The 11242-nt window shown below is 69.6% G+C and carries 12 protein-coding genes; 6 read left to right on the top strand and 6 right to left on the bottom strand.

Annotated elements, in window-relative coordinates; genetic code table 11:
- A partial coding sequence (gene ychF, locus NGF19_RS29835; RefSeq protein ID WP_252428995.1) for a redox-regulated ATPase YchF occupies nt 1–1077 on the bottom strand: 1077 nt, incomplete at its 3' end.
- 199 nt (nt 1078–1276) lie between these two features.
- Here ychF and NGF19_RS29830 point away from each other — a divergent pair.
- Nucleotides 1277–1864 (top strand): DUF6542 domain-containing protein, encoded by a 588-nt coding sequence (locus tag NGF19_RS29830; RefSeq protein ID WP_252428993.1) that lies wholly within the window; start codon nt 1277–1279, stop codon nt 1862–1864.
- A gap of 109 nt (nt 1865–1973) precedes the next feature.
- On the opposite strand, the gene ppgK is transcribed toward NGF19_RS29830, so the two are convergent.
- Entirely contained in the window at nt 1974–2729 is a 756-nt protein-coding gene (gene ppgK, locus NGF19_RS29825) for a polyphosphate--glucose phosphotransferase (protein ID WP_252428991.1), read from the bottom strand.
- A gap of 81 nt (nt 2730–2810) precedes the next feature.
- On the bottom strand, nt 2811–3815 hold the full coding sequence (locus tag NGF19_RS29820; protein WP_252428989.1) for a 4-hydroxy-3-methylbut-2-enyl diphosphate reductase: 1005 nt from the start codon (nt 3813–3815) through the stop codon (nt 2811–2813).
- A 183-nt stretch (nt 3816–3998) separates the two neighbouring features.
- On the opposite strand from NGF19_RS29820, the gene xseA reads away from it, so the two are divergent.
- The 3 genes from xseA to NGF19_RS29805 all read left to right on the top strand — a co-directional run bounded on the left by xseA (nt 3999) and on the right by NGF19_RS29805 (nt 6233).
- On the top strand, nt 3999–5222 hold the full coding sequence (xseA, locus tag NGF19_RS29815) for an exodeoxyribonuclease VII large subunit (RefSeq protein ID WP_252428987.1): 1224 nt from the start codon (nt 3999–4001) through the stop codon (nt 5220–5222).
- 67 nt (nt 5223–5289) lie between these two features.
- Nucleotides 5290–5514, top strand: coding sequence for an exodeoxyribonuclease VII small subunit (locus tag NGF19_RS29810; protein ID WP_252428985.1), 225 nt, complete (start codon nt 5290–5292; stop codon nt 5512–5514).
- A gap of 128 nt (nt 5515–5642) precedes the next feature.
- The gene (locus tag NGF19_RS29805) at nt 5643–6233 is read left to right on the top strand and encodes a malonic semialdehyde reductase (RefSeq protein ID WP_252428983.1); all 591 of its coding nucleotides are present in this window, start codon (nt 5643–5645) and stop codon (nt 6231–6233) included.
- Between the two features lie 122 nt (nt 6234–6355).
- Here NGF19_RS29805 and NGF19_RS29800 read toward each other — a convergent pair whose 3' ends face one another.
- Nucleotides 6356–6877 carry a DUF4245 domain-containing protein gene (locus NGF19_RS29800; RefSeq protein ID WP_252428981.1) on the bottom strand — a complete coding sequence of 174 codons (522 nt, stop codon included), beginning with the start codon at nt 6875–6877 and terminating at the stop codon, nt 6356–6358.
- A 125-nt stretch (nt 6878–7002) separates the two neighbouring features.
- Between NGF19_RS29800 and glpX the strand changes: the two genes are divergently transcribed.
- Nucleotides 7003–8037 (top strand): class II fructose-bisphosphatase, encoded by a 1035-nt coding sequence (glpX, locus tag NGF19_RS29795; protein WP_252428979.1) that lies wholly within the window; start codon nt 7003–7005, stop codon nt 8035–8037.
- A gap of 84 nt (nt 8038–8121) precedes the next feature.
- Here the strand turns inward: glpX and NGF19_RS29790 are convergent, their stop codons facing one another.
- Complete coding sequence (locus NGF19_RS29790) at nt 8122–8490, bottom strand: WhiB family transcriptional regulator (RefSeq protein WP_252428977.1); 369 nt, start codon at nt 8488–8490, stop codon at nt 8122–8124.
- Between the two features lie 162 nt (nt 8491–8652).
- Complete coding sequence (locus tag NGF19_RS29785; RefSeq protein WP_252428975.1) at nt 8653–9357, bottom strand: DUF1707 domain-containing protein; 705 nt, start codon at nt 9355–9357, stop codon at nt 8653–8655.
- 222 nt (nt 9358–9579) lie between these two features.
- Between NGF19_RS29785 and NGF19_RS29780 the strand changes: the two genes are divergently transcribed.
- Nucleotides 9580–11242 (top strand): fumarate hydratase (locus NGF19_RS29780; RefSeq protein WP_252428973.1); only part of this gene is annotated, 1663 nt, incomplete at its 3' end.

The raw sequence follows: 11242 nt of genomic DNA, 5'->3' as shown, positions 1-11242 counted from the left end.
GCGGAACTCCACCACGTCGCCGTCCTGCATCACATAGTCCTTGCCCTCCATGCGCGCCTTGCCCTTCGCGCGGGCCTCCGTGACCGAGCCCGTTTCGACCAGGTCGGCGAAGGAGATGACCTCCGCCTTGATGAAGCCCTTCTGGAAGTCGGTGTGGATGACACCGGCGGCCTCGGGAGCGGTGGCGCCCTTCTTGATCGTCCAGGCGCGAGCCTCCTTCGGACCCGCCGTCAGGTAGGTCTGGAGGCCCAGGGTGTCGAAGCCGACGCGGGCCAGGGTCGCCAGGCCCGGCTCGTTCTGGCCGACCGACTGGAGGAGTTCGAGGGCCTCGTCCTCCTCCAGCTCGGCGAGGTCCGCCTCCAGCTTGGCGTTGAGGAAGATCGCCTCGGCGGGGGCGACCAGTGCGCGCTGCTCGCTCTTGAAGTCGTCGTCGATCAGCTCGTCCTCGTCGACGTTGAAGACGTAGAGGAAGGGCTTCGTGGTCAACAGGTGCAGGTCGTGCAGCAGCTCGGCGCGCTCGCTGCCCTGGACGATGCCGTGCGCGAAGAGCGTGTCGCCCTTCTCCAGCAGCTCCTTCGCCTCCTCGACGGCCTTCACCTTCGGGGCGACGTCCTTCTTGATCCGCGATTCCTTCTGGAGGCGCGGCAGGACCTTCTCGATGGTCTGGAGGTCCGCGAGGATCAGCTCGGTGTTGATCGTCTCGATGTCGTTCTTGGGCGAGACCTTGCCGTCCACGTGGACGACGTTCTCGTCCTTGAAGGCGCGGATGACCTGGCAGATCGCATCCGACTCACGGATGTTCGCCAGGAACTTGTTACCCAGGCCCTCACCCTCGCTCGCGCCGCGCACGATGCCCGCGATGTCGACGAAGTCGACGGTCGCCGGGAGGATCCGCTGCGATCCGAAGACCTCGGCCAGCTTGGTCAGACGCGCGTCGGGGACGCCGACGACACCGACGTTCGGCTCGATCGTGGCGAACGGGTAGTTGGCCGCCAGCACGTCGTTCTTGGTCAGGGCGTTGAACAGGGTCGACTTGCCGACATTGGGCAGGCCGACGATTCCGATCGTGAGCGACACGTTGCGACTTCCCGTACATGAGGTGGATGACTGGACTGGGGCTGCGTGGGCCCGGGTCCGTCAGGAGGTGTGCGGGCCGATCCCCCAGTCTACGGCGTGCCGCGCGTCGGACCGGCGACGTATCGAACGCTTGGCCAAGGTCTCGTCATCGGCGTGTCTGAGGGGCTTTTCCGCACATAAACAGACCTAAGTTGGTCCAGTGGAGCAACACAGGACGCGACCCGGGCAGCACGAACAGCGACGCGGTGCGCCCCTGCCCCCGCAGGGGCGGCGGGGCGCTTCGGTACGGCCCGGCACGGCTCCCCGCCCGGCGGCCCGTGGACCGGTCGGTGCCCCGCGGCACCCGACAGCACCCGGGCGGGGCCTGCCCCCGCTGATCCAGCGGCTTCGGCGGCTGCCCAACCCCCGGCTCACCGGTCTCGGCGGCGGGCTGTTCTGCGGGGCCCTCATGGTCGCGCTCGGCTGCCTCGACCAGGTGCTGTTCGGCGCGTCGATGACCGCGTACGGCGTCCTGTTCCTGCCCGTGGCCGCGCTGACCGCGTTGTGGGTGCGGCGCGGGGACCTGGTGACCGCGCCCGTGGTGGTGCCGCTCGCCTACGCCGCCGGTCTGCTGGTCGTGGCCGACGCCGACGCGGGGTTCGCCGGACACCTCGTGGGCCTGGTCACCGCGCTCGCCACGCAGGCGGGCTGGCTGTACGGCGGCACGCTCATCGCGGGCGTCATCGCGACGGTACGCAGAGTACGGATGATGCGCCGCCGCCTGGCCCAACGCCGGCGCCTGGCCTGACAGCCGGGGTCAGCATCACCCGGCCCCATACTGCTTCGGGACGCCTTCCGGCCCGACGGTCGCCTCGCCCGGCCCGCGCGTCCTCCCCGTTCACGCCCGACAGCCGCCCTCACACAGCCCGCACGTCCTTCGACGCCTGCATCGCCGCCCCCACGATCCCCGCGTTGTTCTGGAGCTGGGCCGGGACGATCTCCGCTCTCACTCCCTCGATCAGGGGCAGGAACTTGTGGGCCTTGCGGCTGACGCCGCCGCCGATGACGAACAGGTCCGGGGAGAACAGCATCTCCACATGGGCCAGGTACTTCTGGACCCGGCGGGCCCAGCGCTCCCACGACATGTCGTGGTCTTCCTTGACCTTGGTCGAGGCCCGCTTCTCCGCCTCGTGGCCGCCCAGTTCCAGATGGCCCAGCTCGGTGTTCGGGACGAGGACGCCGTCGGTGAACAGGGCGCTGCCGATGCCCGTACCGAAGGTCAGCATCATGACCGTGCCGCCTCGGTCGCGCCCCGCGCCGTAGCGCATCTCGGCCACACCCGCCGCGTCCGCGTCGTTCAGCACGGTCACCGGAAGGCCGCCCAGGCAGTCGGCGAACAGGGCGCGGGCGTTCGTGCCGACCCAGCTCGGGTCGACGTTCGCCGCCGTACGGATCGTGCAGCCGCCCGCGACCACTCCGGGGAACGTGATCCCGACCGGGCCCGACCAGCCGAAGTGGCCCACGACCTCCCGCACGCCGTCGACCACGCTCTGCGGCGTCGCGGGATGCGGGGTGAGCACCTTGAAGCGCTCCTCCGCCACATCGCCCCGGTCCAGGTCGACGGGTGCGCCCTTGATGCCCGATCCGCCGATGTCCACGCCGAAGATCTGCATGGGCACCACGGTACGTCGTACGTCTGGTCGGCACGCCCCGATCGACGAGGCGGCACAACCGCCCCGGCGTCCGCCCCGGCGTCACTTCTCGCCGGTGCGCTCCGCCATGAGTTCCGCCGCCTCCGCGCGCAGGTCGCGGCGCAGTTCCTTGGGCAGCGAGAAGGCGATGGTCTCCTCGGCCGTCTTGACGATCTCGACGTCCTCGAAGCCGCGCTGCGCGAGCCACTCCAGGACCTGCTCCACCAGGACGTCCGGGACGGAGGCACCCGAGGTCAGACCGACCGTCGTCACGCCCTCCAGCCAGGCCTCGTCGATCTCGTCCGCGAAGTCCACGAGGTACGCGGCACGCGCGCCCGCGAGCTTCGCGACCTCGACCAGTCGCTTGGAGTTCGAGGAGTTGCGGGAGCCGACCACGATGACCAGGTCCGACTCGGCGCCCATCTCCTTCACCGCGACCTGGCGGTTCTGCGTCGCGTAGCAGATGTCGTCGCTGGGCGGGGAGATCAGTTGCGGGAACTTCTCCTTGATCGCGTCGACCGTCTCCATGGTCTCGTCCACCGAGAGGGTGGTCTGGGAGAGCCAGACGACCTTCGACGGGTCGCGCACCTCGACGTTCGCGACGTCGTCGGGGCCGTCCACGAGCTGGATGTGGTCCGGGGCCTCTCCGGAGGTGCCGATGACCTCTTCGTGGCCCTCGTGCCCGATCAGGAGGATGTCGAAGTCCTCCTTGGCGAAGCGGACGGCTTCCTTGTGGACCTTGGTGACCAGCGGGCACGTCGCGTCGATGGTGGCGAGCCGGCCCTTCTCGGCCTCCGCGTGGACCGTCGGCGCGACGCCGTGCGCCGAGAACATGACGATGTTGCCCGGGGGCACCTCCTCCGTCCGCTCGACGAAGATCGCGCCCTTCTTCTCCAAGGTCTGCACGACGTACTTGTTGTGGACGATCTCGTGCCGCACGTAGATCGGGGCCCCGTACTGCTCCAGGGCCTTCTCGACGGCGATCACGGCACGGTCGACACCCGCGCAGTAGCCCCGAGGGGCGGCGAGCAGAACACGGCGGCCAGGCGAAGCGGTCATGGTCACCATCGTAAGGCCGCGCAACGCCCGCGCCGAGGCGAACGGCGGACCGGGGCGACCTCCGGCCACCGCCCACCGGCCGCGCCCCCTCGCGTACTCACTTATCAGCCACGCGTCCTCGCGTACCCGTCGCCGCACTACGTACCCGTCGCGCCACTCGCGTTGTCGGTCACGGCCGTTACGCTCGGGCGCATGGCTGTGAACACGTCCGCGGAATCCCCGTTGCCCGTCGGTGAGGTGTCGCGGCTCATCGGGGGGTGGATCGACCGGCTCGGGGCCGTGTGGGTCGAGGGGCAGATCACCCAGCTCTCGCGGCGGCCCGGCGCCGGGGTCGTCTTCCTGACGCTGCGCGATCCCTCGTACGACATCTCCATCAACGTCACCTGCTATCGCCAGGTGTTCGACGCGGTCGCCGATGTCGTGAGCGAGGGCGCGCGGGTCGTCGTCCACGCCAAGCCCGAGTGGTACGCCCCCCGGGGCCAGCTCTCGCTGCGGGCCGTCGAGATACGGCCCGTGGGCGTCGGTGAGCTGCTCGCGCGGCTGGAGCGGTTGAAGAAGTCCCTCGCCGGCGAGGGGCTGTTCGCCCTGGAGCGCAAGAAGCCGCTGCCCTTCCTGCCGCAGCTCATCGGGCTCGTGTGCGGGCGCGCCTCCGCGGCCGAGCGGGACGTACTGGAGAACGCGCGGCACCGCTGGCCCGCCGTCCGCTTCGAGGTGCGCAACGTCCCCGTACAGGGTGTGCACGCCGTGCCGCAGGTCGTCCAGGCCGTGAAGGAGCTGGACGCGCTGGACGAGGTCGACGTGATCATCGTGGCGCGCGGAGGCGGCAGCGTGGAGGACCTCCTGCCGTTCTCCGACGAGCAGCTCGTCAGAGCGGTCGCCGCCTGTCGTACGCCCGTGGTCTCGGCCATCGGGCACGAGCCGGACAACCCGCTCCTTGACCATGTCGCGGACCTGCGCGCCTCCACCCCGACCGACGCCGCGAAGAAGGTCGTGCCGGACGTCGGCGAGGAGGTGCAGCGCGTCCAGGCGCTGCGGGACCGGGCGCGACGGTGTGTGCTGGCGCTGGTCGAACGGGAGGAACGCGGGCTCGCGCACGCACTGGCGCGGCCCTCGATCCAGCATCCGCACCGCATGATCGACGAGCGGTCCGACCAGGTCAGTGCGCTGGTCGATCGTGGTCGGCGCACGCTCGGGCATCTGCTCGACCGCGCCGAGTCGGAGCTCATGCACACGCATGCGCGCGTGGTGGCCCTCTCGCCGGCCGCGACGCTGCAGCGGGGGTATGCGGTGCTCCAGAAGTCCGACGGGCATGTCGTGCGCACGCCGGACGAGGTGACGGCGGGCGAGGCTCTGCGGGCGCGGGTCGCCGAGGGCGCGTTCACGGTTCGCGTGGAGAAGGCCCAGCAGGCCCAGTAGGTCGAACAGGCCGAACACGTCGAACAAGCCGAGAAGGTCGAGAAGGTCGAGAAATAGGGTGGGCGGTATGACCAGCAAGACGGACGAGGCGCTCGGGTACGAGCAGGCGCGGGACGAGTTGATCGAGGTCGTACGGCGCCTGGAGGCCGGCGGGACGACGCTCGAGGAGTCCCTGGCGCTGTGGGAGCGGGGCGAGGAGCTGGCCAAGGTGTGCCGGACCTGGCTGGAGGGCGCCCGCAAGCGGCTCGACGCGGCGCTCGCCGAGGAGGAGGGTGCGGAGGGCTCCGGGTGACCGCGGGCGCGCTGTGAACTCGATCACCGCAGGCCAGGGCTTTGTTGAACCTTGAACCTCTCTTCTCGTACGGTCGGTCCGTCAACCTGAATCCCGGGTTGCGACGCACCACCGAGAGAGTTCACGCAATGCCCCTCGTTCTTGACCCCGCCGCCCAGGACCTGCTGTTCCGTGAGGCCCACACCGCCAACGCCTTCACGGACGAGCCCGTGACCGACGAGCAGGTGCGAGCGATCTACGACCTGGTCAAGTACGGCCCGACCGCCTTCAACCAGACCCCGCTGCGCATCACGCTGGTCCGCTCGCCCGAGGCCCGTGAGCGCCTGGTGCCGCACATGGCCGAGGGCAACCGGCCCAAGACGGCGTCCGCGCCGCTGGTCGCGATCCTCGCCGCGGACAACGAGTTCCACGAGGAGCTGCCGGCCCTGTTCCCGGCCCTCCCCCAGGCCAAGGACCTGTTCTTCAGCGCGCGCCCGGTCCGCGAGGGCTCCGCCGCGCTGAACGCCGCTCTCCAGGCCGCGTACTTCATCGTCGGCGTGCGCGCCGCCGGTCTGGCCGCGGGCCCGATGACCGGCTTCGACGCGGAGGGCGTCCGCAAGGAGTTCCTGGACGACGACCACACCCCGCTGATGATCGTGAACATCGGCAGGCCCGCCGAGAACGCCTGGTACCCGCGTTCCCCGCGGCTGGAGTTCGACCAGGTCGTCACCACGGTCTGAGCTCGGACCGGACCCGCATACGTGCGAAGGGGCCCTCGGCGTGATCAGCCAAGGGCCCCTTCGCTTGTCCGGTCCGAAAGGCGGCGAGGGATCTCGGCGGGGCAGCCGCCGCCGAGGTCGTCTCACTTCGTCCGCAGCGCCTCCGCCATCTTCGTGAGCTGCGCGAACGACGCCGTGCCGGTCACCAGGGTCGTGGAGTCGTCGCCCTTGAGCACCAGCGCGCGGTAGCGACCGCCCGTGTAGCGCTGCCAGCTCTGGCCGCCGATGTCCTGTGTGACCTTCGTCTCCCGGGCGCCGTGGGTGGCCTCCTCGATGAACGTGACCGCCTTCTGCGTCGACTGCTCGACCGCCACGTACTCGCCCTCGGGGTCCTGGAACCCGAGATGCCAGGAGGAGGCGGGCTCGGCGTTGAAGCGCACCGACGTGGCCTTCCAGGTGTCGGGCAGGCCCGCGGGGGCCGCGATCGGGTACGCCGCCGCACGCCGTGCCGTGAGCAGCTCGACCCGGTAGTCGACGCGCTCAAGCTCCGGCGCATGGTCGTCATGCGGGATGAAGAGATAGATGAGGCCCGCCATCAGCCCGATCAGGCCGAGGGAGAGAATCATGTCCCTGACGGTCTTCTGCTTGCCTTTCAAACCTGCCACGCCTCTTATCGTCGCAGGTGCCAGGGTCTGCTCATCCGTGGGCCCCCGTGCTCATTTTGTCTGCCCGGCGATAGAGTCATGGGACCACCCTCACCGGCCGTCGCCGTACAGAAAGGTGCGCTCCGATGACCGAAAATCATCATTTGCCGTCCGAACTGGAAGTTCCCTCCGAGGCTCCTGACCGCAATCTCGCCTTGGAACTGGTCCGCGTCACCGAGGCCGCCGCGATGGCCGCGGGCCGCTGGGTCGGCCGCGGAGACAAGAACGGCGCCGACGGTGCCGCTGTACGTGCCATGCGGACCCTCGTCCACACCGTGTCGATGAACGGCATCGTCGTCATCGGCGAAGGGGAGAAGGACGAAGCCCCGATGCTCTTCAACGGGGAGCGGATCGGTGACGGAACCGGCCCCGAGTGCGACATCGCCGTGGACCCGATCGACGGCACCACGCTCACCGCGAAGGGCATGCCGAACGCGATCGCGGTGCTCGCCGCCGCCGACCGCGGCACGATGTTCGACCCGTCCGCCGTGTTCTACATGGACAAGCTCGTCACGGGCCCCGAGGCGGCCGACTACGTCGACATCAACGCCCCCGCGTCCGTGAACATCCGGCGCGTCGCCAAGGCCAAGCAGTCCACGCCCGAGGACGTCACCGTCGTGATCCTCGACCGGCCGCGCCACGAGGGCCTCATCAAGGAGGTCCGGGAGACCGGCGCGCGGATCAAGCTGATCTCGGACGGCGATGTCGCGGGCTCGATCCTGGCGCTGCGCGAGGGCACCGGCATCGACCTGCTGCTCGGCATCGGCGGCACCCCCGAGGGCATCATCTCGGCCTGCGCCGTGAAGTGCCTGGGCGGCACCATCCAGGGCAAGCTGTGGCCCAAGGACGAGGCGGAGCGGCAGCGGGCCCTCGACGCCGGGCACGACCTCGACCGGGTGCTGACCACGGACGACCTGGTCTCCGGGGAGAACGTCTTCTTCGTCGCCACCGGCATCACGGACGGCGAGCTGCTGCGCGGTGTCCGCTACCGGTCCGAGACGGCCACGACCGACTCGATCGTCATGCGCTCCAAGTCCGGCACGGTCCGCCGCATCGAGTCCGTCCACCGGCTGAGCAAGCTGCGCGCCTACAGCGCGGTCGACTTCGACCGCGCGAAGTAGGCGGCGGGCAAGGCCACTTGCGGCTCATGGGGGAGGGGCACCTCGGTGCGGAGCCGTGCCCCTTCCACGCGCCGACGCGCGGACTCAGCCGGCCGCGGCTATCGCCCCTCGCGCGGCCTTCTTCAGCTCCACCTCGCGGCGGCGGCGCCGGGCCAGCACCACACGCCGCTCGGCGGCGGTGAGCCCGCCCCAGACGCCGTACGGCTCGGGCTGGAGCAGCGCGTGCTCCCGGCACTCGACCATCACCGGGCAGCGCGCACAGACCCGCTTGGCGGCCTCCTCACGGGACAGCCGGGCCGCCGTGGGCTCCTTGGAGGGGGCGAAGAACAGCCCGGCCTCGTCGCGCCGGCACACCGCCTCCGTATGCCATGGGGCGTCCTGATCTCTGTCACGCGCCGGCACCCGCTGGTGCGGAACGTCAGCGACCCGGGGCGGATGCAGCGGTTGCAGCACGGTCTACTCCTGACGACGGCTTCGCGAGCGAGAGACGATGCAGCAAGGCCTACCCGCTGTGCGCGCGCCTATGCATTGCGTTCCAACCCCCGGCATTCCAGGGGCTGTTCATGCCGTCGAGTCGAGACCGGTTCGGTTCGCGCGCGCCCGGATTCGCAAGCGTCAACGATCCAGGTGTTTGCGCATGGCCTTGTCCACCTTGCTGGAGACACGGTCGAGGATGTCCGCGACGAGCTTGCCGCGCTTGGGCTTCGCCTCGACATTGCCGAGGACGGCCAGTCCGTCCACGTAGACGACCGGGGCGTTCCGGTCGTCCGAATCCAGCGGGTGCACCTCGAAGTTGCCGAGCACACCGCCGCCGGTGCCGCGCAGCGAGACGTTCTCCGGGACGCGGATCTCCACATTGCCGAAGACCGATATCGCCTTGATCATGACCTGTTGGTGCTCGAATATCGCCTCGCTCAGATCGATCTCGACATTGCCGAAGATCGCGTAAGCGTGCATACGGCGGCCGGGGCGCCAGCGGCCCTTGCGGACGGCGCTGCTGAACACCGCCACCACGTTCTCGTCGGGATCGGCCGGGATCGCGCCCGGGGTGGGCCGTTGGGGGGCCGGGGCGGACACGGAGGCCGCACGGCGCGCGTGCCCCGCGGGCAGGTCGCGGACGAACCGCTCCAGCTCGCCGACCGTCTTGGCGCTCAGCACCCCGTCGACACGCTCGGCGTGCTCCTCGGCCGTGAGACGGCCCTCGGCCAGGGCGTCACGCAGGATGTCGGCGACGCGGTCGCGGTCGGCGTCCGAGCAGCGCAGCTCGGCCGGGGGCACGGGCTGCCCGTCCGTCGGGGCGGGGCTCTTGTGAAGGTCCACGGCAGCAGCGTACCCAAACGCGATAGATCGCGACTACCCCCCGGCCCGACCTGTGGACAACCAGCCCGCCGACAACCGGTCACAGCCCCCTCGACCAGTCACAGTTCCCTCACCGTCTCAACTGAGCCTCACCTCACACACGCGCTGTCCGCGCCAGGTTCTACGCTGGTGGACGCTGCCAACGGAGGCCAGCCGCTGTCTGTCTAGTGAGGAATGGGCGAGATGCCTGAGTTCGCGTACACCGATCTGCTTCCCACAGGAGAGGACACCACCCCGTACCGGCTGGTGACCTCCGAGGGTGTCTCGACCTTCGAGGCCGACGGACGGACGTTCCTCAAGGTCGAACCGGAGGCGCTGCGCAAGCTCGCCGAGGAGGCCGTCCACGACATCCAGCACTACCTGCGGCCCGCGCACCTGGCCCAGCTCCGGCGCATCATCGACGACCCCGAGGCGTCCGCGAACGACAAGTTCGTCGCGCTGGACCTGCTGAAGAACGCCAACATCGCCGCCGCGGGCGTCCTGCCCATGTGCCAGGACACCGGTACGGCGATCGTGATGGGCAAGCGCGGGCAGAACGTCCTCACCGAGGGCGCGGACGAGAAGGCCCTCTCGCGCGGCATCTACGACGCCTACACCAAGCTGAACCTGCGCTACTCGCAGATGGCTCCGCTCACCATGTGGGAGGAGAAGAACACCGGCTCCAACCTCCCCGCGCAGATCGAGCTGTACGCGACGGACGGCGGCGCCTACAAGTTCCTGTTCATGGCGAAGGGCGGCGGCAGCGCCAACAAGTCCTTCCTCTACCAGGAGACGAAGGCCGTCCTGAACGAGGCCTCCATGATGAAGTTCCTGGAGGAGAAGATCCGTTCGCTGGGTACGGCCGCCTGCCCGCCGTACCACCTGGCGATCGTCGTCGGCGGTACGAGCGCCGAGTACGCGCTGAAGACCGCGAAGTACGCCTCCGCGCACTACCTGGACGAGCTGCCGGCCGAGGGCTCCGAGCTGGGCCACGGCTTCCGGGACAAGGAGCTGGAGGAGAAGGTCTTCGAGCTGACGCAGAAGATCGGGATCGGCGCGCAGTTCGGCGGCAAGTACTTCTGCCACGACGTGCGCGTGGTCCGTCTCCCCCGCCACGGCGCGTCCTGCCCGGTGGCGATCGCGGTGTCCTGCTCGGCCGACCGGCAGGCCGTCGCGAAGATCACCGCGGAGGGCGTGTTCCTGGAGCAGTTGGAGACGGACCCGGCGCGGTTCCTGCCCGACACGACCGACGAGCACCTCGCGCAGGAGGGGGCCCGCGGCGAAGCCGCTGATCGGCAGAGTGTGCGTATCGACCTCAACCAGCCGATGGACGACATCCTCGCCGAGCTGACCAAGTACCCGGTCAAGACGCGGCTTTCGCTGTCCGGCCCGCTGGTCGTGGCGCGCGACATCGCGCACGCCAAGATCAAGGAGCGGCTGGACCGCGGCGAGGACATGCCGCAGTACCTCAAGGACCACCCGGTGTACTACGCGGGCCCGGCCAAGACCCCCGAGGGCTACGCGTCCGGCTCCTTCGGACCGACGACGGCCGGCCGGATGGACTCCTACGTCGAGCAGTTCCAGGCGGCGGGCGGCTCCAAGGTGATGCTGGCGAAGGGCAACCGCAGCAAGCAGGTCACCGACGCGTGCGCCTCCCACGGCGGCTTCTACCTCGGCTCGATCGGCGGACCCGCGGCCCGGCTCGCCCAGGACTGCATCAAGAAGGTCGAGGTCGTCGAGTACGAGGAACTCGGCATGGAGGCCGTCTGGAAGATCGAGGTCGAGGACTTCCCGGCGTTCATCGTGGTGGACGACAAGGGCAACGACTTCTTCCAGGACCCGGCACCGCAGCCGACGTTCACCAGCA

The sequence above is a fragment of the Streptomyces macrolidinus genome (assembly GCF_023887685.1).
Taxonomy (GTDB): domain Bacteria; phylum Actinomycetota; class Actinomycetes; order Streptomycetales; family Streptomycetaceae; genus Streptomyces; species Streptomyces macrolidinus.
This window is presented reverse-complemented; position numbering and strand designations above follow the sequence as displayed.

Bases quoted from the DNA above. Each gene is read 5' to 3' on its own strand.
- ppgK (WP_252428991.1), bottom strand. From the start codon at position 2,729: ATGCAGATCTTCGGCGTGGACATCGGCGGATCGGGCATCAAGGGCGCA.
- NGF19_RS29820 (WP_252428989.1), bottom strand. From the start codon at position 3,815: ATGGTGACCATGACCGCTTCGCCTGGCCGCCGTGTTCTGCTCGCCGCC.
- xseA (WP_252428987.1), top strand. From the start codon at position 3,999: ATGGCTGTGAACACGTCCGCGGAATCCCCGTTGCCCGTCGGTGAGGTG.
- NGF19_RS29810 (WP_252428985.1), top strand. From the start codon at position 5,290: ATGACCAGCAAGACGGACGAGGCGCTCGGGTACGAGCAGGCGCGGGAC.
- NGF19_RS29805 (WP_252428983.1), top strand. From the start codon at position 5,643: ATGCCCCTCGTTCTTGACCCCGCCGCCCAGGACCTGCTGTTCCGTGAG.
- glpX (WP_252428979.1), top strand. From the start codon at position 7,003: ATGACCGAAAATCATCATTTGCCGTCCGAACTGGAAGTTCCCTCCGAG.